This is a genomic window from Nocardia sp. NBC_00881 (genome assembly GCF_045207455.1).
Taxonomy (GTDB): domain Bacteria; phylum Actinomycetota; class Actinomycetes; order Mycobacteriales; family Mycobacteriaceae; genus Nocardia.
The window spans coordinates 602175-617323 of the sequence record NZ_CP108798.1 but is presented as its reverse complement, the minus strand read 5'-3'; the positions used below and the strand labels follow the sequence as shown (position 1 = coordinate 617323).

General features: G+C 63.5%; 10 protein-coding genes and 2 rRNA genes. 8 read left to right on the top strand and 4 right to left on the bottom strand.

Annotation, left to right across the window (positions count from 1 at the left end):
* Nucleotides 1-3: 3 nt before the first annotated feature.
* Together OH799_RS02285 and OH799_RS02280 are read right to left on the bottom strand one after the other, a co-directional pair.
* Nucleotides 4-3141, bottom strand: a 23S ribosomal RNA gene (locus tag OH799_RS02285).
* A 336-nt stretch (nucleotides 3142-3477) separates the two neighbouring features.
* A 16S ribosomal RNA gene (locus tag OH799_RS02280) occupies nucleotides 3478-4996 on the bottom strand.
* The 16S and 23S rRNA genes sit together here, the layout of an rRNA operon.
* A gap of 938 nt (nucleotides 4997-5934) precedes the next feature.
* On the opposite strand from OH799_RS02280, the gene OH799_RS02275 reads away from it, so the two are divergent.
* Genes OH799_RS02275 through OH799_RS02255 form a run of 5 tightly spaced genes read left to right on the top strand, consistent with a single transcriptional unit; the run spans nucleotide 5935 to nucleotide 11354 of the window.
* On the top strand, nucleotides 5935-6813 hold the full coding sequence (locus tag OH799_RS02275; protein ID WP_406275020.1) for a glycosyl hydrolase family 32: 879 nt from the start codon (nucleotides 5935-5937) through the stop codon (nucleotides 6811-6813).
* 9 nt (nucleotides 6814-6822) lie between these two features.
* Nucleotides 6823-8343: an L-fucose/L-arabinose isomerase family protein gene (locus OH799_RS02270; protein WP_406275017.1), complete on the top strand. Its 1521-nt coding sequence runs from the start codon at nucleotides 6823-6825 to the stop codon at nucleotides 8341-8343.
* Between the two features lie 2 nt (nucleotides 8344-8345).
* Nucleotides 8346-9827 carry an FGGY-family carbohydrate kinase gene (locus OH799_RS02265; RefSeq protein WP_406281721.1) on the top strand — a complete coding sequence of 494 codons (1482 nt, stop codon included), beginning with the start codon at nucleotides 8346-8348 and terminating at the stop codon, nucleotides 9825-9827.
* A gap of 58 nt (nucleotides 9828-9885) precedes the next feature.
* A complete protein-coding gene (locus OH799_RS02260) occupies nucleotides 9886-10347 on the top strand; it encodes a thioredoxin family protein (RefSeq protein ID WP_406275015.1) in 462 nt (153 codons plus the stop codon).
* On the top strand, nucleotides 10344-11354 hold the full coding sequence (locus tag OH799_RS02255) for a glycoside hydrolase family 172 protein (protein WP_406275012.1): 1011 nt from the start codon (nucleotides 10344-10346) through the stop codon (nucleotides 11352-11354). Before OH799_RS02260 ends, OH799_RS02255 begins: the two co-directional genes overlap by 4 nt.
* Here OH799_RS02255 and OH799_RS02250 read toward each other — a convergent pair.
* The gene (locus OH799_RS02250) at nucleotides 11345-11851 is read right to left on the bottom strand and encodes a hypothetical protein (protein WP_406275010.1); all 507 of its coding nucleotides are present in this window, start codon (nucleotides 11849-11851) and stop codon (nucleotides 11345-11347) included. The two genes, OH799_RS02255 and OH799_RS02250, sit on opposite strands and share 10 nt — an antisense overlap.
* Before the next feature lie 78 nt (nucleotides 11852-11929).
* On the opposite strand from OH799_RS02250, the gene OH799_RS02245 reads away from it, so the two are divergent.
* From OH799_RS02245 to OH799_RS02235, 3 genes are all read left to right on the top strand, one after another.
* Complete coding sequence (locus OH799_RS02245) at nucleotides 11930-12265, top strand: hypothetical protein (RefSeq protein ID WP_406275008.1); 336 nt, start codon at nucleotides 11930-11932, stop codon at nucleotides 12263-12265.
* Nucleotides 12262-13668 (top strand): xylulokinase, encoded by a 1407-nt coding sequence (xylB, locus tag OH799_RS02240; protein WP_406275005.1) that lies wholly within the window; start codon nucleotides 12262-12264, stop codon nucleotides 13666-13668. The genes OH799_RS02245 and xylB overlap by 4 nt, the downstream gene beginning before the upstream one ends.
* Before the next feature lie 188 nt (nucleotides 13669-13856).
* A complete protein-coding gene (locus OH799_RS02235; protein WP_406275002.1) occupies nucleotides 13857-14024 on the top strand; it encodes a hypothetical protein in 168 nt (55 codons plus the stop codon).
* Between the two features lie 158 nt (nucleotides 14025-14182).
* Here the strand turns inward: OH799_RS02235 and OH799_RS02230 are convergent, their stop codons facing one another.
* Nucleotides 14183-15064: a hypothetical protein gene (locus OH799_RS02230; protein WP_406275000.1), complete on the bottom strand. Its 882-nt coding sequence runs from the start codon at nucleotides 15062-15064 to the stop codon at nucleotides 14183-14185.
* Between the last annotated feature and the right edge of the window lie 85 nt (nucleotides 15065-15149).

Sequence of the window (15149 nt, the reverse complement as noted above, 5' to 3'; positions counted from 1 at the left end):
TTTGTTGGTAAGTCCTCGGCCTATTAGTACCAGTCACCTCCACACGTTGCCGTGCTTCCAGTTCTGGCCTATCAACCCTATGGTCTGTAGGGGGCCTTAACCACTCGATGGTGGTGAGAAACCTCATCTTGGAACAGGCTTCCCGCTTAGATGCTTTCAGCGGTTATCCCTTCCGAACGTAGCTAACCAGCGGTGCCCTTGGCAGGACAACTGGCACACCAGAGGTTCGTCCGTCCCGGTCCTCTCGTACTAGGGACAGCCTTCCTCAAGTTTCTGACGCGCGCGGCGGATAGAGACCGAACTGTCTCACGACGTTCTAAACCCAGCTCGCGTGCCGCTTTAATGGGCGAACAGCCCAACCCTTGGGACCTACTCCAGCCCCAGGATGCGACGAGCCGACATCGAGGTGCCAAACCATCCCGTCGATATGGACTCTTGGGGAAGATCAGCCTGTTATCCCCGGGGTACCTTTTATCCGTTGAGCGACACCGCTTCCACTTGCCGGTGCCGGATCACTAGTCCCGACTTTCGTCCCTGCTCGACATGTCTGTCTCACAGTCAAGCTCCCTTGTGCACTTGCACTCGACACCTGATTGCCAACCAGGCTGAGGGAACCTTTGGGCGCCTCCGTTACATTTTAGGAGGCAACCGCCCCAGTTAAACTACCCACCAGGCACTGTCCCTGAACCAGATCATGGTCCGAGGTTAGAAGTCCAATACGATCAGAGTGGTATTTCAACGATGACTCCACGAACACTGGCGTGCCCGCTTCGTAGTCTCCCACCTATCCTACACAAACCGTACCGAACACCAATACCAAGCTATAGTGAAGGTCCCGGGGTCTTTTCGTCCTGCCGCGCGTAACGAGCATCTTTACTCGTAATGCAATTTCGCCGAGTCTGTGGTTGAGACAGCAGAGAAGTCGTTACGCCATTCGTGCAGGTCGGAACTTACCCGACAAGGAATTTCGCTACCTTAGGATGGTTATAGTTACCACCGCCGTTTACCGGGGCTTAAATTCTCAGCTTCGCACCCCGAAGGGCGCTAACCGGTCCTCTTAACCTTCCGGCACCGGGCAGGCGTCAGTCCGTATACATCGTCTTACGACTTCGCACGGACCTGTGTTTTTAGTAAACAGTCGCTTCTCTCTGGTCTCTGCGACCACACCCAGCTCGGACCGCGAGGGTCGTCACCAGACGTGGTCCCCCTTCTCCCGAAGTTACGGGGGCATTTTGCCGAGTTCCTTAACCACAGTTCTCTCGATCGCCTCGGTATTCTCTACCTGACCACCTGTGTCGGTTTGGGGTACGGGCCGTGTATCAACTCACTAGAGGCTTTTCTCGGCAGCATAGGATCACTGAATTCACCTCAATCGGCTACGCATCACCTCTCAGGCACGTGTTGTGCGGATTTGCCTACACAACGCCCTACAGGCTTACACCAGTACAACCACTGACTGGCCCAGCTACCTTCCTGCGTCACCCCATCGCTTGACTACTACCAGCCGGGGTCGTGTGCAGCCCCTCACTCGAGACCCGAAGGTCTTCTCGGAGGTTTTGGACACTTAGCACAACTGATTCATCATGGGCGCGGATACACGGGTACGGGAATATCAACCCGTTGTCCATCGACTACGCCTGTCGGCCTCGCCTTAGGTCCCGACTCACCCTGGGCGGATTAACCTGGCCCAGGAACCCTTGGTCATTCGGCGGACGAGTTTCTCACTCGTCTTTCGCTACTCATGCCTGCATTCTCACTCCCACACCCTCCACCACTGGATCACTCCGTGGCTTCCCTGGATGCAGGACGCTCCCCTACCCACCCGAACCACTGCACACCCAACCGGAGTCGGATGCGGATGTATTGTTCGAGTGCCGCGGCTTCGGCGGTGTACTTGAGCCCCGCTACATTGTCGGCGCAGGATCACTTGACCAGTGAGCTATTACGCACTCTTTCAAGGGTGGCTGCTTCTAAGCCAACCTCCTGGTTGTCTTCGCGACCCCACATCCTTTTCCACTTAGTACACGCTTAGGGGCCTTAGCCGGCGATCTGGGCTGTTTCCCTCTCGACTACGAAGCTTATCCCCCGCAGTCTCACTGCCACGCTCTCACACACCGGCATTCGGAGTTTGGCTGATTTCGGTAAGCTTGTAGGCCCCCTAGACCATCCAGTAGCTCTACCTCCGGCGTGAAACACGTGACGCTGCACCTAAATGCATTTCGGGGAGAACCAGCTATCACGGAGTTTGATTGGCCTTTCACCCCTACCCACAACTCATCCCCTCAGTTTTCAACCTAAGTGGGTTCGGGCCTCCACGACGTCTTACCGTCGCTTCACCCTGGCCATGGGTAGATCACTCCGCTTCGGGTCTAGAACACGCGACTGGAACGCCCTATTCGGACTCGCTTTCGCTACGGCTACCCCACACGGGTTAACCTCGCCACATGCCACTAACTCGCAGGCTCATTCTTCAAAAGGCACGCCATCACCCCCGGCAGACTCAACTGCCCAAAGGCTTTGACGGATTGTAAGCGCACGGTTTCAGGTACTATTTCACTCCCCTCCCGGGGTACTTTTCACCTTTCCCTCACGGTACTAGTCCGCTATCGGTCACCAGGGAGTATTCAGGCTTACCGGGTGGTCCCGGCAGATTCACAGCAGATTTCACGGGCCCGCTGCTACTCGGGCACCCACTACAACAGGGCACGTGTTTTCGTCTACGGGACTCTCACCCTCTACGACAGGCCGTTCCAGACCACTTCGACTAACACGAACCTTTCTGACTGTTGCTCGCCACGGCAGTGACAAGAAAGTGAGCCCCACAACACCACACGGACAACCCCTGCCGGGTATCACATCCGCATGGTTTAGCCTCATCCGCTTTCGCTCGCCACTACTCACGGAATCACAATTGTTTTCTCTTCCTGCGGGTACTGAGATGTTTCACTTCCCCGCGTTCCCTCCACACACCCTATATATTCAGGTGCGGGTAACACGACATCACTCGTGCTGGGTTTCCCCATTCGGACATCCTCGGATCTCAGCTCGGTTGACAGCTCCCCGAGGCTTATCGCAGCCTCCTACGTCCTTCATCGGCTCCTGGTGCCAAGGCATCCACCGTACGCTCTTAAACACTTACAAACAAAGATGCTCGCGTCCACTGTGCAGTTCTCAAACAACACACCCGACTCGAACGAACCCACCACCACGACCACCCCGAAGAGTGCGGTCTGCGTAGCATCCGAACCGGATCATGTATTCGCCTAGAAAGAAACACTCGCGTGTTCTCTCAGGACCCAACAGTGTGTCGATATATCCCACCGCCAACCAGTCACGAAACCAGTTGATACCGCGGAGGAAAGTGTCAGCGTTCCACCCATGAGCATCCGCAGTCCCACAGACGAGGACTCAACGGTCTCTGGCACCAGCGTTTACCATCCCCGACTCTTCGGGGTGCCGTGCAGAAGTGCTCCTTAGAAAGGAGGTGATCCAGCCGCACCTTCCGGTACGGCTACCTTGTTACGACTTCGTCCCAATCGCCAATCCCACCTTCGACGGCTCCCTCCCACAAGGGGTTAGGCCACCGGCTTCGGGTGTTACCGACTTTCATGACGTGACGGGCGGTGTGTACAAGGCCCGGGAACGTATTCACCGCAGCGTTGCTGATCTGCGATTACTAGCGACTCCAACTTCACGGGGTCGAGTTGCAGACCCCGATCCGAACTGAGACCGGCTTTAAGGGATTCGCTCCACCTCACGGTCTCGCAGCCCTCTGTACCGGCCATTGTAGCATGTGTGAAGCCCTGGACATAAGGGGCATGATGACTTGACGTCGTCCCCACCTTCCTCCGAGTTGACCCCGGCAGTCTCTCACGAGTCCCCGCCATTACGCGCTGGCAACATAAGATAAGGGTTGCGCTCGTTGCGGGACTTAACCCAACATCTCACGACACGAGCTGACGACAGCCATGCACCACCTGTACACCGACCACAAGGGGGCCTACATCTCTGCAGGTTTCCGGTGTATGTCAAACCCAGGTAAGGTTCTTCGCGTTGCATCGAATTAATCCACATGCTCCGCCGCTTGTGCGGGCCCCCGTCAATTCCTTTGAGTTTTAGCCTTGCGGCCGTACTCCCCAGGCGGGGTACTTAATGCGTTAGCTACGGCACGGATCCCGTGGAAGGAAACCCACACCTAGTACCCACCGTTTACGGCGTGGACTACCAGGGTATCTAATCCTGTTCGCTACCCACGCTTTCGCTTCTCAGCGTCAGTTACTTCCCAGAGACCCGCCTTCGCCACCGGTGTTCCTCCTGATATCTGCGCATTTCACCGCTACACCAGGAATTCCAGTCTCCCCTGAAGTACTCAAGTCTGCCCGTATCGCCTGCAAGCTCACAGTTGAGCTGTGAGTTTTCACAGACGACGCGACAAACCGCCTACAAGCTCTTTACGCCCAGTAATTCCGGACAACGCTCGCACCCTACGTATTACCGCGGCTGCTGGCACGTAGTTGGCCGGTGCTTCTTCTACAGGTACCGTCAGTTTCCCTTCGTCCCTGTCGAAAGAGGTTTACAACCCGAAGGCCGTCATCCCTCACGCGGCGTCGCTGCATCAGGCTTTCGCCCATTGTGCAATATTCCCCACTGCTGCCTCCCGTAGGAGTCTGGGCCGTGTCTCAGTCCCAGTGTGGCCGGTCACCCTCTCAGGTCGGCTACCCGTCGTCGCCTTGGTGAGCCGTTACCCCACCAACAAGCTGATAGGCCGCGGGCCCATCTCGCACCGATAAATCTTTCCACCCACCAGCATGCACCAGCAGGTCCTATCCGGTATTAGACCCAGTTTCCCAGGCTTATCCCGAAGTACGAGGCAGATCACCCACGTGTTACTCACCCGTTCGCCGCTCGTGTACCCCGAAGGGCCTTACCGCTCGACTTGCATGTGTTAAGCACGCCGCCAGCGTTCGTCCTGAGCCAGGATCAAACTCTCCGTTGAAGACTCACAACCACACCCCCGAAGAGGTGCAATCAAAAGTATGAACCAGAGTCCGAAAACCCAGCAAAACAAAACGCCAACAAAATGTTGACTAAAATGTCCAACCTTCCAACCGGGGGGAAAGAAAGGCCGGAACCAATATAAAAATTGGCACTGACATTCATCGACACACTATTGAGTTCTCAAAGAACACACGCACACACCATCACCCGGATTTCAAACCCGATTGATCAGTGAGGCAACCTACCCAGCTTAGCTCAACCCGATCACCCGAACAAAATCAGGATCCCGCTCGAACCAGTGTGAACGCCAGGCGCTCCTCGTCCTACCTCGTTTCCCGATCCTTCCGCTCAGCGTCTCCGCTGGGCTTCTCGGCTCCGGGTCGGTGTCCGTGTCGCTCTGACCTGGAATAAGTTACGCGGCGGAAAACGGTACGTCAAATCGCCTGCGCAGCGCGATATTTCGCAGGTCAGAGGCTTGCGATCGGCCCGGACGGCGGCCTGACCGTCCAAGTGTGATGCAGGCCACCACAAGATCGTTTCGAGGTGCCTGCGGCCGTTCGCGAGCGGACCCGAACCGGCGAGGTCCCCGATACAACAGCGCCGAGGCTTGCACCGTCAGACCACCCGGGAAACAGCGACCACCTGCCAGTCCACGACGGCCGGTCGGTTCGCGGGTCCGGGAAGTGTGGACCGGGCCGAGATCATCGCACCGCACCTACCTCGGTAGCAGGGATCCGCTGCGTCGACTTTTTGCCAAGGGACACGACATTCAGCAGAGGCTGTTCAGCTTCGACTCCGGCAGCGGGAGTAGCGAATGCGGATACATTGCGATGCCGTTCGCAGGGGTGCCTGGCACGTCGTCGGCCCGCCCTTCCTGGCCATACCGAAATCCACGTGGCGGCACCGTCAGGGCGGTCGCGGCGGCATCATGAACGTATGGTGACGCGCGAGGCGGTTCGAGCAGGCGCGTTCGCGAGAATCTACGACCCGAGCGCCGATGAGCAGCGACCGTGGTACATCAACGACCACACACTCGTGCGTGACCTCGACGGGCGATGGCACATGTTCGGGATTACCCACCCTGAGCCCGCGGACCCGTACGACGAGACCGAATTCGCCCATGCCACAGCCGCGCGGCTAGGCGGGCCGTGGCGAAAGCGCCCGCCCGCGCTACGCGTCGACCGGGACTACGGGGAGACGCACCTGTGGGCGCCGTACGTGGTCGGCGCGCACCGTCGGTACTACATGTTCTACGCGGCAGGCGGCGCCGATCGCACCGGCTCGGCGCTGAACCTTGCTATCTCCACCGACCTGTTCCATTGGACGAGACACCAGACCGGCCCACTGTTCCGAGACGGCTACGACGCCCGCGACCCGATGGTGGCGCGTGTGGGCGACCAGTGGGTGATGTATTACTGCGCGACCAGCGCCCCCGCAGGGGGACGTCACGTCGTCGCCTACCGCACCAGCACCGACCTCGTGCACTGGGGCAACCGGCATATCGCCTACACGGATCCAACCCGGGGCACCGAGGCGGGCAACACCGAATCCCCGTTCGTGGTGCGGTACGACGGCTGGTGGTATCTGTTCATCGGCCCGCGCCCGTGCTACGTCGGCACCGACGTGTTTCGTAGCGACAGCCCGTTCCGCTTCCGGATAGGTGACAAGGTCGGCCATATCGCGGCGCACGCCGCCGAGGTGGTGCACGACAACGTCCGCTGGTGGATCACCAGTGCGGGCTGGGGTCAGAACGGCGTACACCTGGCACCGCTCACCTTCCCACAGTCGCGCGTCGTCAAAGCGGTTCCGCGGTAAGCGGTCCCGGTGGGCCGGGCCGGGCTCGATTTCGCGAATCACGCCAACGGACCCGGCCCCGGCTGGTATCTGTTGAGCGAGTCGAACTCTCCGACCACCCACCTACGGGAGGGACGCATGGCCCGTATCGGCGTTATCAGCATTTCCGATGGCCGCGACTATGTGCATGCGGGCATCGCCGATTTCATCGCAACCGCCGAGGATCGGCTGGTGGAGGCGCTCACCGCGGCCGGACACGATGTGGTCCGCGGCGCGGAACTCATCAGCGACAATGCCTTGGCGAGTTCGGTGGCGCGCACGGTCGCCGTGGGAGGGGTCGATCTGACCATCCTGCACTACGCGGTGTGGGCATTCCCGCACTTCACCATGCTCGCGGCGGGCGCGACCCCCGGGCCGCTGCTGTTGCTCTCGAATATCGACCCGGTGCAGCCCGGCATGGTCGGCATGCTCGCGGCCGGTGGTGCGCTGGACCAGATCGGCCGCGGGCACAGCAGGCTGTGGGGCGATCCGTCCGATCCCGCACTGATCGAGGCGATCGGCGTGCGGGCACGAGCCGCCGCGGCCGTCTCCGGTTTGCGCGGTTCGACATTTGGTCGCTTCGGTGGGCGGCCGATGGGCATGAACACCGCGGTCGCCAATACCGACCAGTGGCAGCGGCTCTTCGGCATCGACGTCGAAGAGATCGACCAGTGGGAGATCGTGCGCCGCGCCGAGCTGGCAGACGCCGCGGAGACGAAGGCCGCACGCGAGTGGTTGGAGCGGCACACCGCGGGCGTGCACTACGACGGCGCGAAGCTCACTCCGGAGCTGCTGGAACGCCAGATCCGTTCGTACCTCGCGGTGCGCGAACTGATCGCCGAACGGCGCCTGGATTTCTCCGGCATCAAGGGGCAGCCCGAGCTCACCCAGTACTTCGCCACGATGGACGTCACCGAGGCGTTTCTCAACGATCCCTACGACTGGAACGGTCCGAAACTGCCGCATGTCTGCGCCACCGAGGCGGACATGGACGGCGCGCTCACCATGCAGTTGCTCAAGCAGATCGCGGGCACTCCGGTGCTGTTCGCCGACGTGCGGCACTATCACGCCGACCGGGACATCTGGGATCTGTGCAACTCCGGTCAGCACGCCACCTGGTTCGCCGCGCGCAGCAGCGACCCCATGGAGAATCTGGCGAAGGTGCACCTGTATCCGGAGGTATTCTTTTTCCCGGCGGGCGGCGCCTCAGTGCATCATCTGGCCGCGCCGGGACAGATGACCCTCGCGCGGCTCACCCGCATCGACGGCAGCTACCGGATGCAGCTGATGCTCGGCGAATTCGAAAACTACGACCAGCAGACCAACGAAGCGCTGATGAGACAGTCCACCCGGGAGTGGCCGCACGCGTTCGCCCGGCTGGACGCGCGCGCCGAGGATTTCCTGTCCCGCTTCGGTGCCAACCACATCCACGCGGTGCCCGGCGATTACCGGGCCACCGTGCGCGCGGCGTGCGAACTGCTCGATGTCACGCTGGACGAGTTCGCGCGGTGACGATGTTCCTCGGCATCGACATCGGAACCGCCAGTTCCAAGGGCGTGCTCACCACGGAGGACGGCACTGTCCTCGCCAAAGCAGAACGGACGCATGGCGTTTCCATGCCGCGCCCCGGGTGGGTGGAACACGACGCGGAGGCGGTCTGGTGGGCCGAGTTCGTCGCGCTTGCCCGCGACCTGGTGCGTGCGGCTGACAGCGCGCCACTCGACGGACTCGCGGTATCAGGTATCGGCCCGTGCCTGCTGCCCGCGGACGCCGAGGGCCGGCCGCTGCGCCCGGCCATCCTCTACGGTGTCGACACCAGGGCCGGCGCCGAAATCGCGGAGCTGAACGACGAATTCGGTGCGCAGGCGGTGCTCGAGCGCGCCGGGTCGCCGCTTACCAGCCAGGCCGTCGGTCCGAAGGCGCGATGGCTGGTCAAGCACGAGCCGGAGATCGCGGAGCATACCGCGATGCTGCTGATGGCGAGTTCCTTTCTGGTGCACCGGCTCACCGGCCGATACGTGCTGGACCACCAGGCCGCCAGCCAGTGCGTGCCCCTCTACGACCTGCGCGAGCGGGCGTGGGCCACGGACTGGGCCGAACGGGTGGTGCCAGGATGGTCCCTTCCGGATCTGGCCTGGCCGACCGAGATCGTCGGTCACGTGACCGCCGACGCGGCGGCCGCCACGGGCCTTCCGGCGGGGCTGCCGGTCACGACCGGCACCATCGACGCCTGGGCGGAGGCCGCCAGTGTCGGCGTTCGCGCGCCGGGCGACGCCATGATCATGTACGGCACCACCCTGTTCTTGGTGCAGGTGCTCACGGATCCGCGTCCACATCCCGGACTCTGGGGCACCTGCGGCACCTGGCCGGGCACTTACACGCTCGCCGCGGGCATGGCGACCTCGGGTGCGGTCACCGACTGGCTACGCAAGCTCGTCGGCGGCGAGTTCGCCGATCTGGTCGCCGCGGCCGCCGACGTCCCCGCGGGCAGCAGGGGGCTGCTCATGCTGCCGTACTTCGCGGGTGAGCGCACTCCCTTGTTCGATGCGGACGCGAGGGGCATTGTCGCCGGTCTGACCCTCGAGCACGGCCGCGCCGAGCTCTATCGCGCGGTGTTGGAGGGCATCGCCTACGGGGTGCGGCACAACATGGCGGCTATGACCGAGGCCGGTGGGCAAGCCAGGCGGCTGGTCGCGGTCGGGGGCGGCACCAAGGGCGGGCTGTGGACCCGGATCGTCTCCGACGTCACCGGCCTGCCGCAGCAGCTTCCGGCCGACACCGTCGGCGCCTGCCTCGGCGACGCTTTGCTCGCGGCCGAAGCCGCCGGTGTCGACACGTCCGGGTGGAATCCCGTTATCGACACGGTCGAGCCCTGTCCAGAGCGCACCGCGAAATACGAACCGTACTATCGGCGCTACCGCGAACTGTACGAACGCACGACCGATATCGCGCATTTCCTGGCATCCGAACACCACCGCGCCGGCGCGGCTTCCTGATTCCGACTGTTCATGCGAAGATCCAGGGTTGGTTTGTAGGACAACTTACGAGGACGCCATGCCCACCATCGACCTGACTCAGCACACCTTCGACACCATCATCGCGTCCAACCCCATCGTGCTCGTGGATTGGTGGGCGGGATGGTGCGGACCATGTCAGTATTTCGCCCCGGTGTACGAGGCGTCGTCGGACCGCCATCCGGAGATCGTGCACGGCAAGGTGGACATCGAAGCCGAGGTCACGTTGAAAACCAATGCACGGGTCACCCAGTTCCCGACACTGATGGCGTTCCGGGAAGGCATGCTGGTGTATTCGGAGGCGGGCGCTTTGGCCGGCGACGCGCTGGAGGACCTGGTCCAGCAGATCCTGTGGCTGGACATGGAGCAGATCCGGCGGGAAGTCGCCAGGCAGTCCGAAGCCCAACAGCTCGCCACGGCGTCCGCGTCATCCGCCGTTCCCGCCGCGCGTATGGCGGGACCGGCGCCGATACCGAGTCGGTATGGGTGGCCAGGATTGTGACAGCGCCGGACGGGGACCTGTGGCGGCTGGACGACGCGCGGACGCGATCCATCAGCGCCGAAAACCCCACCGGTGCTCCTGGCGCGGGCGCGCGGGCGCGCGACGGCACCGGCGCGTACGCGGCCCGGCTGCTAGGCGTCGGCTGGAAAGTGTCGCCCTCGATCGCGCTCACCGACAGCGAAACCGCCACGCTGGCAGACGTTTCCGGCCCCGGGGTGTTCCGGCACTTTTGGCTGACCACGGAGCGCACCGCGCTGCGCGCACTGACCCTGCGGATGTACTGGGACGACGAGCCGCAGCCCGCGATCGACCTGCCACTCGGCGATTTCTTCTGTAATGGGTGGGGCGAGTTGGCGCTGCTGAGTTCTGAGATGGTGGTTGTCGCCCCCGCGGGCGGGCTGAACAGCTACTGGCCCATGCCGTTTCGGCACCGGGCTCGGATCACGCTCGAAAACCGCTGCGGACAGACGGTTCCGGTGTACTACCAGGCCACCTACACCGAAGAGGAGGTGCCGGACGCCGCGGGATACCTGCACACAAGCTGGTCGCGCACCACCCGGTTGGGCGTTCCGGCGGTGCACACGATCCTCGGGACGGCGTCAGGTCCGGGCCGCTATGTCGGCACCTATCTCGCTATTCGCCCGGGCGCACCGGGATGGTGGGGCGAGGGCGAAGTCAAGTTCTATCTCGACGGCGACGACGTGCACCCGACCATTTGCGGCACCGGTACCGAAGATTACTTCGGTGGCGCGTGGAATTTCGATCTCGACGGGACATATCGGACATATTCCACGCCCTATCTCGGGCTGCACCAGGTGCTGCCGCCGGAGGAAATCTATCGACCGGACCAGCGATTCGGGATGTATCGCTGGCATGTACGCGATCCGATCTGTTTCGACAGCAATCTGCGCGTCACAGTTCAGGCGCTCGGATGGCAGGACGCGGAAACCTATCTTCCACTCACGGACGCCGAGATCGCGACCACGGCGTGGTGGTATCAGTCCTGATCCGGTGAATCCGCTGGATTCGGTTCCGGAAAGTCCATTGCCATCAGCTCGTCGGCGCGCGCCAGTGCCGCGTCCATGCTCGCAGTCACGTCGTCCAGCACGGTCAAACCGTCCAGCATTCCTGCGAGTTCTTCCTGCACGGCCTGTAGTTCCGCGATCGCCGGATCAACCCGGTACCAGGCGACCGCGTCATGCCACCACGGATCGTCGGAGAGCCACGCCCGCAGCACGTCGCGCACCAGCACCGCGTCGGAGGTGTACATCTGGAAGGACTCGTTCGCCGACCCGGCCCGATACTCCAGCTCGTAGACGCCGTCGGACAGCAGACGGGCCCGGATATCATGCAGGTCGGCGCGGCTCAGTTCCAGAATGAGGCAGTCCGGATCGGGCGGTTTTTCCAGCAGGTCGCCGAGCATGGCCTCGGTCAGCTCCGGCAGCGGGGTCCCGTCTCCCGCACGAATGCGCACGTCTGCGGGCCGGCGCGGATTGGTGCTCACCCTGGCCAGTCTGCCCGATGTCGCGCCCGAATACCCGAAATGTGCCGAGCAGAGGCACTTCGGGTGCAAGGTGTTGGTATGCGTGCGGTGGGCGAGGCGTTTGGTCGGCTTCCGGTGCAGGAGTCATCGGACACGATCCCGACGTTTCGCGCGCTGGTGCGGGTCTACGCTGTCGGCATCCGCACCACTCACCGGCGGGTCGACAGCGAACTCGCGCTGACGCCGTATTCCATCGCGCCGGCTCACGTATCCACCGGCCCGCTCATCGCGTCCGAGGCAGGCAGCCTGCCTGAAGGCACGGGGGTTGCGGTCGATGCCGCGCGGTTCTGCGACGCCTGCCGGTGCTGCTCGATCGGACGACACGGCTCAGGCGAGCAGCGGGGTCTGATCGGCGACCTGGGACGGGCCACATGACGACGGTCGCGGGGGTGGACAGTTCCACCCAATCCTGCAAAGTCGTCATCTGTGACGCCGACAGCGGCGCGATCCTGCGCCGAGGACAGGCAGCGCATCCCGGCGGGACGGAAGTCGACCCCGACGCCTGGTGGAACGCATTGCGCACGGCTAGCGCCGGGTTGCTCGACGGCGTCGACGCGATTGCCGTCGCGGGGCAGCAACACGGTTTGGTTGCCCTGGACGCCGAGGGCGCTCCGGTGCGGGATGCCCTGCTGTGGAACGACACTCGCTCCGCCGAAGCGGCTGAGGACCTGATCGTCGAATTGGGCGGCCCGCAGGCATGGGTCGACGCGGTCGGCAGCGTGCCGGTGGCCGCGCTGACGATCGCCAAACTGCGCTGGATGGCCGATCACGAACCGGAGCAGGCCGACCGCACCGCGCACGTCCTGCTGCCGCACGACTACTTGACGTGGCGGCTGCGCGGCGGCGAGCCGGGACGGATGCTCCCACCGACCACGGACCGCGGCGACGCCTCGGGCACTGGCTACTGGTCACCCACCACCGGCGACTACCGCGAAGACCTGCTCACCATGGGCTTTCGCGGACGGACGCCCGCGCTCCCCCACATTCTCGGCCCGACCCAACTGGCGGGGCGGACGCCGTCGGGCACGCTGGTCGCCGCGGGAACGGGCGATAATGCCGGGGCCGCGCTGGGCCTCGGCATCGCCGAGGGCGACGTGGTGGTTTCCCTCGGCACCAGCGGAACAGCCTTTGCTCGCACCACCGGCGCCAGTGCCGACCCGAGCGGCGCGGTGGCCGGATTCGCGGACGCGACCGGCGCGTTCCTGCCGCTGGTCTGCACGCTCAACGCCGCCCGCGTCCTGACCTCCATCGCCGATCTGCTGAACGTGGACTTGACGGCTCTGGAATCGCTTGCTGCGCAATCTTTTCCGGGCGCCGACGGCGTCGTGCTGCTCCCCTATCTGTCTGGTGAACGCACACCGAACCTTCCGCACGCGGCGGGTAGTCTGCACGGGCTGCGCCCGGGGGCCATGCGTCCTGCGACCATCGCACGCGCCGCCTTCGAAGGCATGCTGTGCAACCTGGCCGACGCGCTCGACCATCTCACCGGCATCGGGGTAGCGACCCGACGCATCCTACTCATCGGCGGCGCCGCCCGATCCTCCCTGGTCGCCCAGATCGCCGCCCAGATCTTCGGCGTCGCCGTGACGGTGCCGGAGCCGAACGAGTACGTCGCGCTCGGCGCCGCCAGACAGACCGCCTGGGCGCTCAGCGGCGCGTCGCAGCCGCCCGACTGGCCCGCGCACACGGTCGCGGAAGTCCCCGCACCGCCTGACGCCACGGTAGGTCGGCAAATCCGAGCGCGATACCGGCAGGCCCGCCAGGCGCTCTACGGCTGACCACGACATCCTTGCGTCCGGCGGCACAGCGACCTGGCAGGACACTGCTCCGCGTAGGTGGCCGGTTCCGTAGCATCTTGCCCGACACCTGAAAGTCCTCGGACGGCCGATCGCAGCGCACGTGACGACGCCGCGGCGTCGATGGCCGAGGATCTGCTGAAATCGCTGTGGGACAACGTCGATCACCTGTGGAAGCCGCCGGGTGCGGATTCACCGGCGCGTTGAGCCATGACGTCATCCATGGCTTGGACATCACCGTGGCGCTGGGAATCGACCGCCGAGTGCCGCAGGATCGGCTGTACCTGGTGCTCGACGCGCTGAATCGCAAAAGCGTCAAGTTCTTCGGCATCGACTGAACGGCATCGAGGCGCGCCGACGACCTGGATTTCAGCTACGGTTCCGCACGGTACTGTCGGGCTCCGCCCAGGATCTCCTGCTCGTGCTCTGCGGCCGCACAATGCCGGAAGGGCACCACCTCAGCGGCGCTCCGGCGGCACGATACACCATGCCCGGCTCACCTGCCTGAATCGTCCGAGGACTGCTTTCGCTTCTTCTTTTTCTTGCGTCGGTTGGCAGAGTTGCCCGCATCGGAGGGCTTGCCCTTATGGCGGGCGGATTGGGCCGCATCCGGTTGCTGGGAAATGACGATAGAGGAGCCCCAGGGTAGGCGGATAGCTCCGGATTCGGTCCTACGCACGCGAACCCACTGGCCCAGAGCGGCCATGGCTGAAACGACAGCTATCGCGACAGCGAACCACGCGACAGAAGTGAGACCGGCGGTGACGTAGGAAACCCGTTGGCGCCCCGGCACCGGTATTTTGCCGTTGCCGGCGGCCCAGCGAATCAGCTGCCCGACCTGGGTGCCCAGATCCCGCTGGCTTCCGGCGCCGAGCATGCCCCGCACTGCGGACGCTTGACCGTTCAGGTGGACCACGGCAAGGACGACGAAAATCGCCATGGCGACCGAGGAACCCACAACCAAATACGACAGTGCCGCGCTTCGTACTCGGAGATTGATTGCTACCGCGAAGACGGTGACAGCGCAGGCGGCGCTGGCAAGGACTGCCCACATGCCGTTGATATGCGCCGGAGGCGGTGGCGAGCCCGACCAGAGAGCCACGAGGGAAGTGGATATCTGAAGCTTCCCAAAGGGGTTCGCCTTGATCCCGCCGTCGCGCCCGGTGGCGTCGAGCCACGGCTGAAACAGCAGGGCAAACGTGAGGATGCTCCCGGCCGCGGCAAACAGGTAGCCCCAGTACCCGCGGAGCCAGGCCAGAACCTTCAGGACGATCTCGTCGTTGAACTCGCGGCGGCGGGAACCGTCTTTTGCGCTACTGGGCGAGCTGGGCTCTCGGTCTGGAGTTTTGCTCGCTTGCCAGGGAGTTGGCTGCACCATTGCCTCAGTTTAGGAGTTGGACAGCGGGTGAGAGCTCGAGCCGAGTTCACCTCCAGGGGGAAGCCTGTGCTGTGCTCGGCACTGG

Bases quoted from the DNA above. Each gene is read 5' to 3' on its own strand.
- OH799_RS02275 (WP_406275020.1), top strand. From the start codon at position 5,935: ATGGTGACGCGCGAGGCGGTTCGAGCAGGCGCGTTCGCGAGAATCTAC.
- OH799_RS02265 (WP_406281721.1), top strand. From the start codon at position 8,346: ATGTTCCTCGGCATCGACATCGGAACCGCCAGTTCCAAGGGCGTGCTC.
- OH799_RS02260 (WP_406275015.1), top strand. From the start codon at position 9,886: ATGCCCACCATCGACCTGACTCAGCACACCTTCGACACCATCATCGCG.
- OH799_RS02245 (WP_406275008.1), top strand. From the start codon at position 11,930: ATGCGTGCGGTGGGCGAGGCGTTTGGTCGGCTTCCGGTGCAGGAGTCA.
- xylB (WP_406275005.1), top strand. From the start codon at position 12,262: ATGACGACGGTCGCGGGGGTGGACAGTTCCACCCAATCCTGCAAAGTC.
- OH799_RS02230 (WP_406275000.1), bottom strand. From the start codon at position 15,064: ATGGTGCAGCCAACTCCCTGGCAAGCGAGCAAAACTCCAGACCGAGAG.